Origin of the sequence: Actinomadura physcomitrii (assembly GCF_008923205.2) — a bacterium.
Lineage (GTDB): Bacteria > Actinomycetota > Actinomycetes > Streptosporangiales > Streptosporangiaceae > Spirillospora > Spirillospora physcomitrii.
The window spans coordinates 122,877-138,824 of sequence record NZ_WBMS02000012.1 but is presented as its reverse complement, the minus strand read 5'-3'; the positions used below and the strand labels follow the sequence as shown (position 1 = coordinate 138,824).

The 15,948-nt window shown below is 72.1% G+C and carries 19 protein-coding genes; 17 read left to right on the top strand and 2 right to left on the bottom strand.

The genetic code is table 11. From position 1 onward, the window contains the following. Positions 1–41: 41 nt before the first annotated feature. Positions 42–740 carry a class I SAM-dependent methyltransferase gene (locus tag F8568_RS17305; protein WP_328600926.1) on the bottom strand — a complete coding sequence of 233 codons (699 nt, stop codon included), beginning with the start codon at positions 738–740 and terminating at the stop codon, positions 42–44. Positions 741–897: 157 nt separating this feature from the next. On the opposite strand from F8568_RS17305, the gene F8568_RS17300 reads away from it, so the two are divergent. The 4 genes from F8568_RS17300 (at position 898) to F8568_RS17285 (ending at position 3,918) form a co-directional block, all read left to right on the top strand. Continuing rightward, on the top strand, positions 898–1,782 hold the full coding sequence (locus F8568_RS17300) for a sugar phosphate isomerase/epimerase family protein (RefSeq protein ID WP_151594569.1): 885 nt from the start codon (positions 898–900) through the stop codon (positions 1,780–1,782). After that, positions 1,779–2,393: a TetR/AcrR family transcriptional regulator gene (locus F8568_RS17295; RefSeq protein ID WP_328600925.1), complete on the top strand. Its 615-nt coding sequence runs from the start codon at positions 1,779–1,781 to the stop codon at positions 2,391–2,393. Before F8568_RS17300 ends, F8568_RS17295 begins: the two co-directional genes overlap by 4 nt. A gap of 62 nt (positions 2,394–2,455) precedes the next feature. Next, positions 2,456–3,187 carry an ABC transporter ATP-binding protein gene (locus F8568_RS17290; RefSeq protein WP_202125055.1) on the top strand — a complete coding sequence of 244 codons (732 nt, stop codon included), beginning with the start codon at positions 2,456–2,458 and terminating at the stop codon, positions 3,185–3,187. Beyond that, positions 3,184–3,918, top strand: a complete 735-nt coding sequence (locus tag F8568_RS17285; RefSeq protein ID WP_151594568.1) for an ABC transporter permease — start codon at positions 3,184–3,186, stop codon at positions 3,916–3,918. The genes F8568_RS17290 and F8568_RS17285 overlap by 4 nt, the downstream gene beginning before the upstream one ends. A 185-nt stretch (positions 3,919–4,103) precedes the next feature. On the opposite strand, the gene F8568_RS17280 is transcribed toward F8568_RS17285, so the two are convergent. Then, positions 4,104–4,394, bottom strand: coding sequence for a hypothetical protein (locus F8568_RS17280; RefSeq protein WP_151594567.1), 291 nt, complete (start codon positions 4,392–4,394; stop codon positions 4,104–4,106). Positions 4,395–4,566: 172 nt separating this feature from the next. Between F8568_RS17280 and F8568_RS17275 the strand changes: the two genes are divergently transcribed. The 13 genes from F8568_RS17275 to F8568_RS17215 all read left to right on the top strand — a co-directional run bounded on the left by F8568_RS17275 (position 4,567) and on the right by F8568_RS17215 (position 15,948). Continuing rightward, positions 4,567–4,824 carry a GntR family transcriptional regulator gene (locus F8568_RS17275; protein ID WP_328600924.1) on the top strand — a complete coding sequence of 86 codons (258 nt, stop codon included), beginning with the start codon at positions 4,567–4,569 and terminating at the stop codon, positions 4,822–4,824. Between the two features lie 98 nt (positions 4,825–4,922). Continuing rightward, on the top strand, positions 4,923–6,173 hold the full coding sequence (locus F8568_RS17270) for an LCP family protein (RefSeq protein WP_236008842.1): 1,251 nt from the start codon (positions 4,923–4,925) through the stop codon (positions 6,171–6,173). Between the two features lie 100 nt (positions 6,174–6,273). Beyond that, complete coding sequence (locus F8568_RS17265) at positions 6,274–7,206, top strand: proline dehydrogenase family protein (protein WP_151594565.1); 933 nt, start codon at positions 6,274–6,276, stop codon at positions 7,204–7,206. A gap of 82 nt (positions 7,207–7,288) precedes the next feature. Then, positions 7,289–8,083: a pyrroline-5-carboxylate reductase gene (gene proC, locus F8568_RS17260; protein WP_151594564.1), complete on the top strand. Its 795-nt coding sequence runs from the start codon at positions 7,289–7,291 to the stop codon at positions 8,081–8,083. A 91-nt stretch (positions 8,084–8,174) separates the two neighbouring features. Further along, positions 8,175–8,609, top strand: a complete 435-nt coding sequence (locus F8568_RS17255) for a hypothetical protein (RefSeq protein ID WP_151594563.1) — start codon at positions 8,175–8,177, stop codon at positions 8,607–8,609. 431 nt (positions 8,610–9,040) lie between these two features. Next, the gene (locus F8568_RS17250; RefSeq protein WP_151594667.1) at positions 9,041–10,201 is read left to right on the top strand and encodes an acetoin utilization protein AcuC; all 1,161 of its coding nucleotides are present in this window, start codon (positions 9,041–9,043) and stop codon (positions 10,199–10,201) included. A 52-nt stretch (positions 10,202–10,253) separates the two neighbouring features. Then, complete coding sequence (locus F8568_RS17245; RefSeq protein WP_151594562.1) at positions 10,254–11,159, top strand: phosphatase; 906 nt, start codon at positions 10,254–10,256, stop codon at positions 11,157–11,159. A 340-nt stretch (positions 11,160–11,499) separates the two neighbouring features. Further along, positions 11,500–11,703 (top strand): helix-turn-helix domain-containing protein, encoded by a 204-nt coding sequence (locus F8568_RS17240; RefSeq protein ID WP_067466901.1) that lies wholly within the window; start codon positions 11,500–11,502, stop codon positions 11,701–11,703. Positions 11,704–12,147: 444 nt separating this feature from the next. After that, positions 12,148–12,246, top strand: a complete 99-nt coding sequence (locus F8568_RS17235) for a 30S ribosomal protein bS22 (RefSeq protein ID WP_018654693.1) — start codon at positions 12,148–12,150, stop codon at positions 12,244–12,246. Positions 12,247–12,284: 38 nt separating this feature from the next. Next, positions 12,285–13,307 carry an NAD-dependent epimerase/dehydratase family protein gene (locus F8568_RS17230; protein ID WP_151594561.1) on the top strand — a complete coding sequence of 341 codons (1,023 nt, stop codon included), beginning with the start codon at positions 12,285–12,287 and terminating at the stop codon, positions 13,305–13,307. An 82-nt stretch (positions 13,308–13,389) separates the two neighbouring features. Beyond that, positions 13,390–14,337: a lysophospholipid acyltransferase family protein gene (locus F8568_RS17225; protein ID WP_407924474.1), complete on the top strand. Its 948-nt coding sequence runs from the start codon at positions 13,390–13,392 to the stop codon at positions 14,335–14,337. Positions 14,338–14,367: 30 nt separating this feature from the next. Further along, the gene (locus F8568_RS17220) at positions 14,368–15,549 is read left to right on the top strand and encodes a low temperature requirement protein A (protein WP_202125053.1); all 1,182 of its coding nucleotides are present in this window, start codon (positions 14,368–14,370) and stop codon (positions 15,547–15,549) included. Between the two features lie 54 nt (positions 15,550–15,603). After that, positions 15,604–15,948, top strand: a complete 345-nt coding sequence (locus F8568_RS17215) for a peptidase inhibitor family I36 protein (RefSeq protein ID WP_160573650.1) — start codon at positions 15,604–15,606, stop codon at positions 15,946–15,948.

Below are 15,948 nucleotides of genomic sequence, written 5' to 3'. Positions count from 1 at the left end.
GCCACAGCGGGACGCCTACTGTGACGGACTCGTCAGTAACCTCAGGCGCAACGCCACCACAGATTGACCGCGTAGTCCACTTCCCGGCCGGGATGCTCGCGCAGGAACTCGTCCGCGAGGTCCGCCGGGAACTCGATCCGCAGCACGGCGGCGAAGTCCTCGCGGCTCCCGAACGACCAGCGGATCATCAGCGGCTCGCGGGTGAAGCCGCGCCGCGTCCAGAACCGCTCGACCGCGTCCGGGTCGTACGACGGCAGGCCGCGCCGGAACCAGCGGCCGAACGTGGACCGGGTCGCGTCGTTGTCGATGACGAAGACGGCCCCGCCGCGCCGGACGACCCGGTCCAGCTCGGCGAGGCCCGGTTCGCAGCCCGGCCCGAAGAAGTACGCCCACCGGACGTGCACCACGTCGACCGACGCGTCCGGCAGCGGCAGCGCCTGCGCCGCGCCGACACGCACGGTGACGTTCGGGAGATCGCGGACGCGGCGCGCCGCGGCCCCGGCGAGGCCCGCGTGCGGCTCGATCCCGATCACCCGGGCGGCGTCCGCGGCGAAATACGGCAGGTGGTAGCCGGTGCCGCAGCCGAGGTCCAGCACGGTCGCGCCCGTCCACGGCCGGATCGCGCGCATCGCCGCGTCCAGCACGCCGTCCGGGTCGACCGCGCGGTTCTCCAGCTCGTAGACCTGCGGGGAGTTCCAGATGTTCGGGCTCGGCACGGCGCCCGGCGCGATCTCGGCCACGGGGACAGAGCGTAGCCGCGCCCCGCGCGGCCCCACGCGGGAAGCAGCGCGGATCACTCGGGGCGAGGGTTTCATCACCGGCTCGGGCGCATAGGCTTTCCTTTACGAACACTGCTCTCACGGACCCAGCCGAGCGATCATTCCTGGCGAGGAAGCCTTGACCCCGCAGCACAACGGCGCCTACTCACCGGCCCTGCGCGTGCCGGACGCACCGATCACGCTGTCCACCGCGTCGGTCTATCCCGAGAAGGTGCCGAGCGCCTTCGAGATCGCCGCGCTGCTCGGCTACGACGGCATCGAGGTCATGGTGTCGACGGACGCGTCCTCGCAGGACCTCAACGTCCTGCGCCGCCTGTCGGACTACCACCAGGTCCCGATCAAGTCGATCCACGCGCCCTGCCTGCTGCTCACCCAGCGGGTCTGGGGCCGCGAGCCGTGGGGCAAGCTCATCCGCTCCAAGGAGGTCGCCGAGGAGCTCGGCGCGGACGTCGTGGTCGTCCACCCGCCCTTCCGCTGGCAGCGCGACTACGCCAAGGAGTTCGTCGAGGGCCTCGCCCGCATGCAGGACGAGACGGACGTGCTGTTCGCCGTCGAGAACATGTTCCCGCTCAAGGCGCGGGGCGCCGAGGCCGGCATGTACCTGCCCGACTGGAACCCCGTCGACCAGGACTACCCGCACGTGACGCTGGACCTGTCGCACACCGCCGTCTCCGGCTCGGACGCCCTCGGCATGGCCGCGGGGCTCGGCGACCGGCTCCGGCACATCCACCTCGCCGACGGCGTCGGGATCACCAACAAGGACGAGCACCTCGTCCCGGGCCGCGGCAACCAGCCGTGCGGGCCGATGCTGGAGACGCTCGCCGAGTCCGGGTTCCGCGGGCACGTCGTGCTGGAGGTCAACACGCGCCGCGCGTCCAGCCGCGCCGAGCGCATGGAGGACCTCGCCGAGGCGCTCGCGTTCGCCCGGCTGCACCTGGCCGCCGCCGACCACACCTGGCAGGTCACCTCGGCCGGGGAGGTCACCCGCCGGGGCGCCCGGTGACGGACGGCGCGCGCGCGGGACGCACCGCGTCCGGGCGGACCTCGTCCGCGCGGGGCCGCCGGCCGGGGCCGACCGAGACGCGCGAGGCGATCCTCGCCGAGGCGCGCGAGATGTTCGCCGACAAGGGCTACGACGGGACGTCGCTGCGCGCGATCGCCCGCGCCGCCGGGGTCGACCCGGCGCTCGTCCACCACTTCTTCGGCACGAAGGAGAGCGTCTTCGTCGCGGCCATGCGGTTCCCGGTGGACCCGGCGGTCATGCTGCCGCAGCTGCTGTCGCTGCCGCCCGAGCGGCTCGGCGAGACGATCGTCCGGGCGTTCCTGCAGGTCTGGGACGACCCGGACCGGCGCGCGCCGATCCTGGCGATGCTGCGCTCGGCGATGACCAACGAGCGGGCGGCGGCGATGATGCGCGAGTTCGTGACGTCCGCGCTGCTCGGCCGCGCCGGCGCCGCCACCGACCTCCCGCACCTGAACATCCAGGCGGCGGTCGGGCAGCTGATCGGCGTGATGATCCTGCGGCACGTCCTGCACGTCGAGCCGATGGCGTCCGCGAGCGAGGACGAGCTGGTCGAGCTGGTCGCGCCGACCCTCCAGCGCTACCTGGACTGACGCCCGCACAAGGGCTGTCCCCGCCCCTTGACCGGGCTCCCGCGCGGGCTTAAATTCATCACATGATGAGTTCTAGTCCCGCCGTGTCCGTCCAGGAGCTGCGGGTGGAGCGCGGCGGGCGCGAGGTTCTGCACGGACTGACCTTCGACGTCCCGCGCGGCGCGGTCGTCGGTCTCCTCGGCCCGAGCGGCTGCGGCAAGACGACCGTGATGCGGGCGCTCGTCGGCGTCCAGCTCGTCAAGAGCGGCCAGGTGACCGTCCTCGGCGAAGACGCCGGATCGCCCGGCCTGCGCGACCGCGTCGGCTACGCGACGCAGTCCCCGGCCGTCTACGCGGACCTGACCGTCGCCGAGAACCTGCGCTACTTCGCCGCCGTGCTCGGTGCGCCGCGCGGCGACGTCGACCGCGTCATCGCGCAGGTCGGTCTCGCCGGCGCCCGCGACCAGCCGGTCGCGACGCTGTCCGGCGGGCAGCACAACCGCGCCAACCTCGCCGTCGCCCTCCTCGGCAGCCCCGAGCTGCTCGTCCTCGACGAGCCGACCGTCGGCCTCGACCCCGTCCTCCGCGAGGAGCTGTGGACGCTGTTCCGGACCCTCGCCGGGCGCGGCACCACCCTGGTCGTCTCCAGCCACGTCATGGACGAGGCAGCGCGCACCGACCGGCTGCTGCTGATGCGCGAGGGCCGCCTGCTCGCCGACGGCGCCCCGGGCGACCTGCGCGAGCGCACCGGCACCGCCGACCTCGAGCAGGCGTTCCTCCACCTGATCAACGAGACGGCCGGGAGCGCCGCATGAACCCCGCGATCACCCTCGCCACCGCCCGCCGGATCCTCACCCAGCTCCGCCACGACCCCCGCACCGTAGCGATGCTGGTCGCCGTGCCGAGCCTGCTGATGATCCTGCTGCGGTACGTGTTCGAGGAGCAGCGGACGTTCGACCGGCTCGCCCCGATGCTGCTCGGCCTGTTCCCGTTCATCGTCATGTTCCTGGTCACCAGCATCGCCACGCTGCGCGAGCGCTCCAGCGGCACCCTGGAGCGGCTGATGAGCATGCCGCTCGGCCGGCTCGACCTGCTGCTCGGCTACGCCCTCGCCTTCGGGCTGGCCGCGCTGGTGCAGGTCGGCGTCGTCCTGCTGATCTCGCTCACCTGGCTCGACCTGGACCTCTCCGGCTCGCTCGGCTCCCTGGTCCTCGTCGCGGTGCTGGACGCGCTGCTCGGCATGGCCCTCGGCCTGTTCTGCAGCGCGTTCGCCCGCACCGAGTTCCAGGCCGTCCAGTTCATGCCGGCGCTCGTCCTGCCCCAGACGCTGCTGTGCGGCCTGATCGTCCCGCGCGACCAGATGGCCGGCTGGCTGGAGGCCGTCTCGAAGGTGCTGCCGCTGACCTACGCGGTCCAGGGCATGCAGGAGATCACCGGTAAGACCGTCTTCACCGGCACCCTCGCCACCGACGTCGCCGTGATCGCCGCCTTCACCGTCGTCGCCCTCCTCCTAGGCGCCGCCACCCTCCGCAGACGCACCCCCTAACCTCCGTTGACTTGTGGCGTGTCGTGGTTAAGACGGCGCTCATAACCACGACACGCCACAAGTCAACGGTCAGAAGGGGGCGCGGTGGCGGCCCGTGTAGCGGGGGCGGCGGGGGAGCGCGAGAGCGGTGGCCGGGCTCGCCAGGACGGCGGCGCAGACGGCGACAGCCGCGATGATCAGGCCGGTCACAGCACCACCCCGGGCTCGCCGCTCAGCAGGGCTTTGAGGACGGTCACGGCATCGGCGACCCGGTCGGCGTCCGCGACGGGGTGGCGCCAGTTCGTCCAGAACCACAGCCGTCCCGCGTCGGCTTCCCGAGGTCCGACGGTCAGGACGGCGCACGGGTGAACGGTGCAGCAGCCGTCGGCGCGCGGATTCTCGACTCGCAGTCCGTCCGGGGTGAACCACGCGCTCATACCGTGCGCGCGCAGAACGGTCCCGAGCGCTTCGAGCCGCGCTCTAGCATCAGGAGCCATGGGTCGCTCGCCTCCTATAAGGCGTCCGGTCCTAGACCCCGGGTGACGTGGCCGCGTCCCCGGGGTCGTTTCATGTCCGGGGCCCAGCATGGACCGGACTGTCAGCACTGTCAGGAGAGTTGGCACTGTTCAGTCCGTAAGGCTGGTTCGGAGTGTCCGTACTGTTAGGAATGTGATTGACCTTGACGGTCCCGAGCCGCTGTGGCGGCAGGTGGCCGATCACCTCGGGGGCAGAGTCGCGGCCGGAGAGTTCGCACGTCGACTGCCCAGCGTCCGCACGCTCGCGGACCAGTACGGCGTCAGTCACACCACCGTCTCCGACGCACTGCGGGAACTCTCGCAGCGCGGGCTGGTGGTCACCACACAAGGCCGCGGGACGTTCGTCGCCGCGCCTCCGTCCGTCGACGAGGACGGGACGAACGCCGGGTAGGGCGGGAGGTTTACCCGGGGGCCTGTATCGGACGGGATATGGGCGGACGGGTGAAACGGGCATTAACCGCATCGAGCGGGCTGGTAGCTTCTGTCGCCATGACCCCCCGAGACCTTCCTGGTTCGCCGATGCCGCAGCGGCCCGATGAGCCTCCTACGCCGCAGGCGGGACGCCACGCGTCGTCCGACGCCCCGGTGCGCTCGGGGCTCCCCGTAGGTCATGCCGCGGCCGGCGGGCCCGCGAGCCCGCCGAAGGCCGAGGGCGGCGGCGAGGGGGCCGAGAGTTCCGAGGGGGCGGCGTTCTGGGGCGGCGACGACGGTGACGGCGGCGGGCGGCCGCGCAAGAAGCGCTGGCCGCGCGTCCTGATCGCGATCGGCGTGTTCGTCGTGCTGGTCGTGGCCGGGATCGGCGGGCTGATCTGGCAGCGCCAGTCGTCCTACAACGGCAACATCCACCGGATCCAGGGCGTCATGCCGAGCGGCAAGCGGCCCGGGCCGAACATCGCGGGCACCGAGAACTGGCTGCTCGTCGGCTCCGACTCGCGCGCCGACGTCGGCACCACCGGGGACGGCGGCGGCAAGCTCTGGAAGCCGGGCCAGCAGCGCACCGACACGATCATGCTGATGCACCTGCCGGCGGACCGGAAGAAGGCGTACATCATCTCCTTCCCCCGGGACTCCTACGTGCAGATCCCCGGCTACGGCAAGCAGAAGATCAACGCGGCGTTCTCGTTCGGCGGCCCGAAGCTGCTGATCGAGACGCTGGAGAACCTCACCGGCATCCGGATCGACCACTACGGCGCGATCGACTTCGAGGGCTTCAAGTCGATGACGGACGCGCTCGGCGGCGTCACCGTCGACATCAGGCAGAGCGTGTACGACCCGGCCCGCAAGAAGCAGTGGAACGCCGGCCGGCAGAAGCTGAACGGCGAGGAGGCGCTGCTGTTCGTCCGGCAGCGCTACAACCTGCCGAACGGCGACTTCGACCGGATCAAGCGGCAGCAGGCGTTCCTCGGCGCGCTCGCCAAGCAGGCCGCGGACGGCGGCACGATCAGCAACCCGCTGAAGCTCGACCGGTTCCTGTCGGCGTTCACCAAGTCGATCAGCGTCGACTCGAGCGAGTCCGCGGGGGACCTGCGCTCGCTCGCGCTGAGCCTGCGGCACCTGCGCGTCGGGGACGTGACGTTCCTTACGGCGCCGTACAAGGGCACCGGGATGCGCAACAAGCAGAGCGTGGTCTTCCTGGACCCGGCCAAGGCGAAGGCGCTGTTCGAGGCGGTGAAGACGGCGGGGATGCCGCAGTACGTCCAGAAGTACGGCGGCGGCCACGGCATCGGCACCGTCTCCTGAGCGGCGCCGCGCACGGGGCGTCGTGATCGGGACGCCGGTCCGGGCATAACCTGGACGGCAGGGGAGCGGGCCGTCCCGCCGGACAAGGGGTTGTGCACCAGTGCTTCGTCAGGCGTTGCTGTTCGCGTCGCGCAGTGGCGGCGCACGCCGGATCGTGGAGACCGCGCCGTTCACCGGCGACGTCGTCCGGCGGTTCGTCGCCGGGGAGACGGTCGAGGACGCGACGCGCGTCACCGGGGACCTGACCGCCGAGGGCCTGCTCGTCACGCTGGACGTGCTCGGCGAGGGCACCGAGGACGGCCGCCGCGTCGAGGCGAACGCCGACCGCTACGTCGCCCTGCTCGAACGGCTCGGGGAGTCCGCGCTGGGGGCGCGCGCCGAGGTGTCGGTGAAGCTGTCGGCGATCGGGTTGTCGCTGGGCGAGCAGCTGGGCGAACGGCTCGCCTTGGAGAACGCGCGGCGCATCTGCGGCGCGGCACGGTCCGCCAGCACGACCGTCACGCTCGATATGGAAGAGCACACCGCGGTCGACGCGACGTTGCGGATCGTCCACGAACTGCGCCGCGACTTCCCGGACGTGGGCGCGGTCATACAGGCGTACCTGCGGCGCGCGGAGGAGCACTGCGCGGAGCTCGCGTACGAGGGGTCCCGCGTGCGGCTGTGCAAGGGCGCCTACGCCGCGCCCGAGGCGGTGGCCTTCACCGACAAGGAAGAGATCGACAAGTCCTACGTCCGCTGTATGAAGGTCCTCATGGCGGGCAAGGGCTACCCCATGCTCGCCACGCATGACCCGCGCCTCATCGACATCGGCGGGGCACTGGCGGTGCTGAACGAGCGCGACGCCGATACGTTCGAGTACCAGATGCTCTACGGGATCCGTTCGGCGGAGCAGCGCCGGCTCGCGGGGAAGGGCGCGCAGGTGCGCGTGTACGTCGCGTACGGCCGGGACTGGTACGAGTACTTCATGCGGCGGCTCGCGGAGAGGCCGGCCAACCTGAAGCTGTTCGCACGCTCAATCGTCGGCCGCGCCTGACCCGCCCCGCGCCTCGGCGGCGGGGCCCGAGCGGCCCTCGGTAGGCTGTGGCGGTCACTGATCCCCACGTCAAGGTATGCCGATGATCGCGATTCTGGGTGCCGGGAAGATGGGCGAGGCGCTGCTGTCCGGGGTGCTCCGGGCCGGCCGCCGCCCGTCCGAGCTCGTGGCGACCGCGCGCCGTGAGGAGCGCGCGGCGCTGCTGCGCGAGCGCTACGGCATCGAGACGGTGTCCAACGCCGACGCCGCCGCGAAGGCCGGGACGCTGATCCTCGCGGTGAAGCCGCAGGACATGGGCGCGCTGCTGGACGAGATCCGCCCGCACGTCGGCGCCGACCGGCTGGTCGTCTCGATGGCCGCGGGCATCCCGACCGCGTTCATCGAGGAACGGCTCCCGGCGGGCGTGCCGGTGGTCCGCGTCATGTCGAACACCCCCGTCCACGTGGACGAGGCGATGAGCGTGATCTCGGCCGGGTCGCACGCGGGCGAGGAGCACCTGCGGCTCGCCGAGGAGCTGCTGTCGCCGGTCGGGAAGGTGCTGCGCATCCCCGAGTCGCTGCAGGACGGCGCGACGGCCCTGTCCGGCAGCGGACCCGCGTACTTCTACTACCTGGTCGAGGCGATGGTCGACGCCGGGATCCTGCTCGGCATGCCGCGCGCCGCCGCGCTGGAGATGGTGATCCAGTCCGCCGTGGGCGCCGCGGTGATGCTGCGCGACTCCGGCGAGCACCCGGTACTGCTGCGCGAGGCCGTGACGTCCCCGGGCGGGACGACGATCTCGGCGATCCGGGAGCTGGAGCGGCACGGCGTCCGGGCCGCCGTGCTGGAGGCGATCGAAGCGGCGCGCAACCGCGGCCGGGAGCTCGCCGGTGGCTGATCCGCGCCGCTAGGGGCCGTACCGCCGGAAAAAGTTCAATTCCGAATGATCCCGTTGAGCCGGGCAGGGGTGCGGGGCCGTGTAAGGGAGTATGGGACTCATACTCCGCCTGCTGGTCGCCGCGGGACTCGCCGCGGACGCCGTCGTGCACTGGAGGTTCGCTCCCGAGATGGCGTTCGTCCAGGGCGGCTCCATCGACGGCGACGTGCTCTTCCGCATCCAGGCCGCGGTCGCCGGCGTCGTCGCGGTGATCATTCTCACCTATGCGACCCGCTGGTCGTACGCGCTGTCGTTCCTCGTCGCGGGCAGCGCGGTCGGCGCGCTCCTGCTCTACTACTACGTCGACGTGGGCGCGCTCGGCCCGCTGCCGGACATGCACGAGCCCGTCTGGTACACCGACAAGACGATCAGCCTGGTCGGGGAGGGGATCGCGACGGTCGCGGCGGCGGTCGGCTTCCTCACCGTCGGCCGCCGGAAGCGGGACGACGACCTGTCGTTCGAGCACGAGCACGCCGGCAACTTCTGACTCCGGCGGTCCCGGGACCGGGCCGCGCGGAGTCGCCGCCGCGGCTTTCGACGCGCGGATCGTCCAGCGGGACGACCCGTACGCCGGACCCGGCGCGCAGCAGTAGGGACGCGGCGTCCACGGCGGAGCGGGCGGTGCGGAGAGTCGGTGCGTGCCCGGGGACCCGGTGCATGAAGGGGTGGACGCCCAGGCGGAGCGCGCCGGAGATCGCGCGGCTGCGGACGCTCGGGTCCATCGGCACCTCACTCGCTGTTTCCGTTGTGTTATGTACATGCCCGTTTGTGGCGTGTAATCAACCTTGCGGCTGATCGCGGGGCATGCCCGGACCGGTGGGGTCTGTGATCCTGGCCACCGGCCTGCCGCGATACCGTGAGGTCATGAGCGTCGCGCCGCCGTCCCAGCCGCCCCCGCCGTGGGACTGCGGGCTGGAGATCTTCTGGGACGACCGGCTCGTCTCCTACGACTTCGGGCCCGGCCACCCCATGAACCCGGTCCGCGTCGAGCTGACGATGGCGCTGGCCCGCGAGCTCGGCGTGCTCGACCGCTCCACCGTGACGGTCTCGGAGTTCGCGCCGGCCGACGACAAGCTCCTCCGGCTCGTCCACGAGGAGGCCTACATCGCGGCCGTCAAGCACGCGGGCGAGACCGGGCTGCCGGAGCCGCGGCACGGCCTCGGCACCGACGACAACCCCGTCTTCCTCGGCATGCACGACGCGTCCGCGCTGGTCACGGGCGCTTCGGTGGCCGCCGCCGAGGCGGTGTGGACGGGCCGCGCCGAGCACGCCGCGAACATCTCCGGCGGCCTGCACCACGCGCTGAGCGGCGCCGCGAGCGGCTTCTGCGTCTACAACGACCCGGCCATCGCGATCGCGTGGCTGCTGGAGAACGGCGCCGAGCGCGTCGCCTACGTCGACATCGACGTGCACCACGGCGACGGCGTCCAGGCCGCCTTCTACGACGACCCGCGCGTCCTCACGATCAGCCTGCACGAGACGCCGCGGACGCTGTTCCCCGGCACCGGCCTCCCCACCGAGACCGGCGCCGACGGTACGGCGGTCAACGTCGCGCTGCCGCCCGGCACCAACGACGCGTCCTGGCTGCGCGCGTTCGACGCGGTCGTCCCGCAGCTGCTGCGCCGGTTCCGCCCGCAGGTGCTCGTCACCCAGCAGGGCGCCGACTCGCACGCCCTCGACCCGCTCGCCCACCTGATCCTCACCGTGGACGGGCAGCGGACGGCGTACGCGGCGCTGCACCGGCTCGCGCACGAGACGGCCGGCGGCCGCTGGGTCCTGACCGGCGGCGGGGGCTACGAGCTGGTCCAGGTCGTCCCGCGCGCCTGGACGCACCTGCTGGCGGAGGCGTCCGGCGACCCGATCCCGCCGGGCACCGAGACCCCGGAGGGCTGGCGCGAGTTCGTCCGGCGGCGCACCGGCGAGGTCGCCCCGCGCCGGATGACGGACGGGACGGACGTGGTGGAGGTGCACCGGTGGGGGAACGGCTACGACCCGGCGAACCCCGTCGACCAGGCGATCCTGGCGACCCGCCGAGAGGTCTTTCCCGAGCACGGCCTCGACCCCATGACGGACGAGTGACGGCGGACGAGCAGGACGACGAGCGACGGCGGCGATCGATGGCGGACGAGTGATGGCGGATCCTGGCAAGCCCCCCACGCGGGACGAACTGCGCGCGCACCTCGTCCGGACGATGATCGCGGGCGACGTGGCGACCCCGCGGCAGAACAACCTGCTGCACTACCGGCGGATGGCGGCCGGCAACCCGTACTACCGGTTCGGGCTGGAGCTCAAGCCGTCGTGGACGGAGCGCTCGGTGCTGGAGATGATGGTCGAGCGCTGCGGCGTGAACCCCGATCCCCGGCACGTGTACGGGGACGACACGATCGACCCGGACATCACGCTCGACACGCTGGAGGCGATGGGCGACCGGATCGGCCTCGCGGCGCGCCGCGGGGAGACCGTGGTGATCGCGACCGGGCATCCGGCCACGCTGACCCCGCTGTACCAGGCCGTCGGGCGGGCGCTGGCGGGCGCCGGCTGCCGCATCCTGACCCCGGCGGCGGGCTGGACGTACGAGATCGACGTCGACTACGGCGGCTCCGACCTGCGCCGGATCGTCTATGCCGAGCCCGGCGTGGCGATGCTGGAGGGCGAGGACCTCCGCACCCACCACACGCACGACCCGCACCCGATGGAGGCGATGCTCCGCGAACTCGCCTCCGCGGGCGCCGCTTCCGCGGGCACCGGCGCCGGTCCGTCCGCGTCCGCTAATAGCGGAAACGGCGAGACCCTGAACGATAAACACGATTCTTGGCCGGATCTGGCCATTGCCGATCACGGCTGGGCGGGCGCCGCCGGCCAGGCCGGGATCGACACCGTCGGATTCGCGGACTGTAACGATCCCGCGCTGTTCGCCGGCGCCGCGGAAGGCAAGATCGACGTGGTGGTTCCGCTGGACGACGGCGTATCGCCGCACCATTACGCGCCTATGACGGCGTACCTCCTCGCCCGCGCGGGCCTGTCCCCGGAGGATTGACCTTGCTTACCTTCCGGGGCGTCCGTCGAGCCTGTCACGGCGTGTGACAGGGCTGCCGTAATGGTGTTCCTGGTTTCGCGCCGCCCCATCGCGAACCCCTGAGTCGCAGGTCATCGCCTGTTTTCGGTTGACAAGCGCTTGGCGTGCCACGCCCTGTGCCGTCGGCTTCGCGCTCCGTGCGGGAGCAGTGGTATGGCCGCCCGGTCAGGGTCGGATACGGAAATGTGCGGAACTCCCCTCTTGCGACTGCCGATACGCGATTTACGCTGGAGGAAGTACACGTGCGTGATCAAAGTCACCCGAAGGGCCGGTGCGCGGCACGTGTGGAAGAGGGCGTCCGATGAGCTCAGGCGAGCGACCTCTCAGCGAGGTCAGGTTCCTGACCGTGGCCGAAGTGGCCTCGGTGATGCGGGTGTCCAAGATGACCGTCTACCGCCTCGTCCACTCGGGCGAGCTTCCCGCCATCCGGGTGGGCCGCTCGTTCCGGGTCCCCGAACAGGCCGTTCACGACTACCTGCGCGACGCGTACATCGAAGCCGGATAACGGGTGAGGGCGGGGCCGAACGGCACCCGCCGAACCTGCCACCCGGCCGTGCAGGGGGCGCCGGGACGACCCGCGAGGACCGTCCCGGAGCTGGGGAAACAGGATGAGGACCGGCCGGCGGCCGGCAGGCCGCCGACCCGGGGACCGGACGGACGGGGCATCGCCGATGCCCCGCGCGACCCCCGGTCCGGGACCGGTCCGGACACCGCGGGACGGGCGGATGCACGACCTCCGCCCGCCCGCGCGGAAAGGTGCCCGGCATCGCGGGCGGCGCCGCGGGACGGCGCGCGCGGCGCGGTGCCGGTCGCCGCGCGCCATGCCGCGGCGAGATCTCCACCTGCGCAGCGGTACCCTTGGGCAGCGGACCGTGCGCGCGTTTCGAGTGATGCTCGCCTGCGGCACGTTCGTCTCCTGCACATCACCCGATACGCCGAGCGAGGTCTCGTGGGCTCTGTCATCAAGAAGCGCCGCAAGCGGATGGCCAAGAAGAAGCACCGCAAGCTGCTGAAGAAGACGCGCATCCAGCGCCGCAACAAGAAGTGAGCACGCCGGTCGCTCAACCGTAAGGGGTGGGGCGCACAGTGCCTGCCGAGTCGGGGCCCGCCGAGCCCGCCGCGGCCCGTGTCGTCCTCGTCACGGGCGTCTCCCGTTTCCTGGGGGCGCGGGTCGCGCACGCCCTGCAGGCCGACCCGGGGATCGAGCGGGTCATCGGGGTGGACACCGTGCCGCCCACGATGCCGCTCGGCCGCACCGAGTTCGTACGGGTGGACATCCGCACGCCCGGCATCGCGAAGATCATCTCTTCCGCCCGGGTGGACACCGTGGTGCACCTCAACCTGGTCACCTCGGCGTCGGCGCCGCGGGCGAAGGTGAAAGAGCTCAACGTCATCGGGACGATGCAGCTGCTCGGGGCGTGCCAGCGCTCGCCCGACGCGCGCAAGCTCGTCGTGCGGTCCTCGGCCGCCGTGTACGGCTCATCCCCGATGGACCCGGCCGTCTTCACCGAGCGGGACGAGCCCGTCGAGGCGCCGACGTCCGGGTACGCCAAGGACGCCGTCGAGGTCGAGGGGTACGTCCGCGGGCTGATGCGGCGCCGCTCCGACCTGACGGTGTCGGTGCTGCGGTTCGCCAACTTCATCGGCCCCGGCGTCGACTCGCCGCTCACGCGATACTTGCGCATGCCCGTCGTCCCGACGGTGCTGGGCTTCGACCCGCGGCTCCAGTTCGTCCACGAGGACGACGGCGTCGAGGTGCTGCGGCGGATGACCGTCGAGAACCACCCCGGCTGCTACAACGTGGCCGGCGACGGCGTGCTCCTGCTCTCGCAGGCGCTGCGCCGCGCGGGCCGCCCCTACGTGCCCGTCCCGGCGCCGTCGATCTCGCTGTTCGGCGACATGGGACGGCGGTTCGCGGGCATGTCGGGGTTCTCGCCCGAACTGCTGCGCTGGCTCACCTACGGCAGGGTCATCGACACCGCGGCCGTGGAGAAGGAGCTGGGATGGCGCCCGAAGTACGGCACGGAGGCGGCGTTCGCCGACTTCGTCGCCGCCCAGGGCCTCGGCGGGCACCCGGCCGCCCGGCTGGCGTCGTTGCTGCGCGGCTGACCAGGCCCCGCCCGTCGCGCGCCGAGCGGCGCCGCGACGCGTGGACACCGTGCGGCCCGCGCCGCGCGGGAAAGGAGGCAGGATGATGCACGCCCGCCACGAGGACGACGAGGGCGCGCAGGTCATCCGGCTCGCCTCGGCCCGCCACGACGGCGGCGAGGCGGGCGAGCCCGGCGGCGACGCCGGCGCCGGACCCGGGCCGATCGAACGCGGCATCGCGTCCGGCCTGGCCTTCCTGCGCCGCCGCCTCGCCGGCGAGTACGAGGTCGACGAGTTCGGCTACGACCCCGACTTCAACGAGAACATCCTGCTCCCCGCCGCCCGCGCCCTCTACGAGCACTGGTTCCGCGTCGAGCTCGAAGGCGTCGGCAACGTCCCGGCGGAGGGCGGCGCGCTGATCGTCGCCAACCACTCCGGCACCCTCCCGCTCGACGCGCTGATGCTGTCGGTCGGGCTGCACGACCACGCCCGCCGGTGCGTCCGGCTCCTCGGCGCCGACCTCGTCTACCAGGTGCCCGTCCTCGCCCACCTCGCCCGCAAGGCCGGCCACACCCTCGCCTGCCAGGCCGACGCCGCCCGCCTGCTCGGCAAGGGCGAGCTCGTCGGGGTGTTCCCGGAGGGCTTCAAGGGCGTCGGCAAACCGTTCGCCGACCGGTACAAGCTGCAGCGCTTCGGCCGCGGCGGCTTCGTCGGCACCGCGCTGCGCGCCGGCGTCCCGATCGTCCCCGCCGCCATCGTCGGCGCCGAGGAGATCTACCCCAAGATCGGCGACCTGCGGCCGCTCGCCCGGCTGCTCGGCCTGCCGTACTTCCCCGTCACCCCGACGTTCCCGCTGCTCGGCCCCGCCGGGCTCGTCCCGCTGCCGTCCAAGTGGATGATCCAGTTCGGCGAGCCGATGACGCTGGAGGAGTACGCCGCCGAGGACGCCGACGACCCGATGACCCTGTTCAACGTCACCGACCACGTGCGCGAGAACGTCCAGCAGATGCTGTATGACACGCTGCTGCGGCGCGGACCCGCCTTCTTCTGACGGTTCGCGCCCGCGCCCTAGGGTGATCGCATGCCCTCGCTGCGCACCCGGATGGTCGCCCGCGACCAGGCGGAACCCCACCGCGTCTCCAGCCCCCTGGAACTGCTGTTCGACCTGACCTTCGTCGCCGCCGTCTCGCAGATCGCCGGACGGCTCGCCCACGCCACCGAGGAGGGCCACGCCGGCCACGCGGCCGGGGCGTTCCTCGCCGTGTTCTTCGCGATCTGGTGGGCGTGGATGAACTTCACCTGGTTCGCGTCCGCCTACGACACCGACGACGTCCCCTACCGCGTGATGACGTTCGTGCAGATGGCCGGCGTCCTCGTCCTCGCGGCGGGCGTCCCGGCGGCGTTCGACGGCGACTTCACCACCGTCACCATCGGCTACCTCGTCATGCGCGTCGGGCTCGTCAGCCAGTGGGTGCGCGCCGCCATCGCCCACCCCGACGGCCGCGCCACCGCCCTGCGCTACGCGATCGGCGTCTCGCTCGTCCAGGTGCTGTGGGTGTCCCGGCTCGCCCTGCCCGGCGACGGCCCGGTGTGGTCGTTCGTCGTCTGCGCCCTCCTGGACCTGTCCGTCCCGCTGTTCGCCGAACGCCCCGGCATGACCACCTGGCACCCGCACCACATCGCCGAACGGTACGGCCTGTTCACCATCATCCTGCTGGGCGAGAGCGTCCTCGCCGCCACCAACGCCGTCCAGGGCGCCGTCGCCCACGGCCTCGGCGCCGACCTCGTCGTCATCGCCCTCGCCGGCCTCGCCGTCCTGTTCACGATCTGGTGGATCTACTTCTCCGAACCCGCCGGCGAAGGACTCGAAGCGCGCCGCGACCGCGCGTTCGTCTGGGGCTACGGGCACTACGCGATGTTCGCGGCCCTCGCCGCCCTCGGCGCCGGGCTCGAGGTCGCCGTCGCGTCCGCCGGCGAGGGCGAGCACGCCATCGAGGCGGGCGCGACCACCGTCGTCGCCGCCACCGCCGTTCCGGTCGCGATCGTCCTCACCCTGCTGTGGGCCCTGCACGCCCAGCTCGGCCGCGTCGCGATCCCGCCCCTGTTCACCGCCGCCGCGGTCGTCCTCACGCTGCTCATCGTGCTCGGCGCGGACACCCTCGGCGTCGCCGCGTCGCTCACCGCGATCGCCGTCGTGCTCGTCCTGCTCCTCACCGCCACCCTCGTCCGCAAGACCCGCGAGACACGGTACGCGCATTCTTGATCACAGTTAGTTATGATCTTGGGGGAAGAGGCACCGGCCACCAGGGGGACCACCATGCTCCGTCGAATCCGGCTCGCGGCGACCGCGCTCACGATCGCAGCGGGACCCCTCGCACCCACCGCGCCCGCGATCGCCGACGGACCGTTCCAGTGCCCGCCGGACGCGGCGTGCCTGTACGAGAACCCCGGCTACACCGGCGCCGTCACCGTCCTCCACCTCGACCGGACCCCGTCCCAGTGCGCGTCGCTGCCCCAGACCGTGCAGTCGGGCATCAACAACACCCCGTACTTCATCAGCCTCTACGACGCACCGGGCTGCTCGGGCAGCAGCCGCGTCGCGCTCCTGCCCGCCCACTCGGCCAAGCACGCCTTCCCCGCCCCCATGCGCGCCTACTTGTAG

What these genes read in the sequence shown, in the direction of transcription:
- F8568_RS17290 (WP_202125055.1), top strand. Translation starts at nt 2,456, where the DNA reads ATGATGAGTTCTAGTCCCGCCGTGTCCGTCCAGGAGCTGCGGGTGGAG.
- proC (WP_151594564.1), top strand. Translation starts at nt 7,289, where the DNA reads ATGATCGCGATTCTGGGTGCCGGGAAGATGGGCGAGGCGCTGCTGTCC.
- F8568_RS17255 (WP_151594563.1), top strand. Translation starts at nt 8,175, where the DNA reads ATGGGACTCATACTCCGCCTGCTGGTCGCCGCGGGACTCGCCGCGGAC.
- F8568_RS17245 (WP_151594562.1), top strand. Translation starts at nt 10,254, where the DNA reads ATGGCGGATCCTGGCAAGCCCCCCACGCGGGACGAACTGCGCGCGCAC.
- F8568_RS17225 (WP_407924474.1), top strand. Translation starts at nt 13,390, where the DNA reads ATGATGCACGCCCGCCACGAGGACGACGAGGGCGCGCAGGTCATCCGG.
- F8568_RS17270 (WP_236008842.1), top strand. Translation starts at nt 4,923, where the DNA reads ATGACCCCCCGAGACCTTCCTGGTTCGCCGATGCCGCAGCGGCCCGAT.
- F8568_RS17215 (WP_160573650.1), top strand. Translation starts at nt 15,604, where the DNA reads ATGCTCCGTCGAATCCGGCTCGCGGCGACCGCGCTCACGATCGCAGCG.
- F8568_RS17285 (WP_151594568.1), top strand. Translation starts at nt 3,184, where the DNA reads ATGAACCCCGCGATCACCCTCGCCACCGCCCGCCGGATCCTCACCCAG.
- F8568_RS17240 (WP_067466901.1), top strand. Translation starts at nt 11,500, where the DNA reads ATGAGCTCAGGCGAGCGACCTCTCAGCGAGGTCAGGTTCCTGACCGTG.
- F8568_RS17280 (WP_151594567.1), bottom strand. Translation starts at nt 4,394, where the DNA reads ATGGCTCCTGATGCTAGAGCGCGGCTCGAAGCGCTCGGGACCGTTCTG.
- F8568_RS17220 (WP_202125053.1), top strand. Translation starts at nt 14,368, where the DNA reads ATGCCCTCGCTGCGCACCCGGATGGTCGCCCGCGACCAGGCGGAACCC.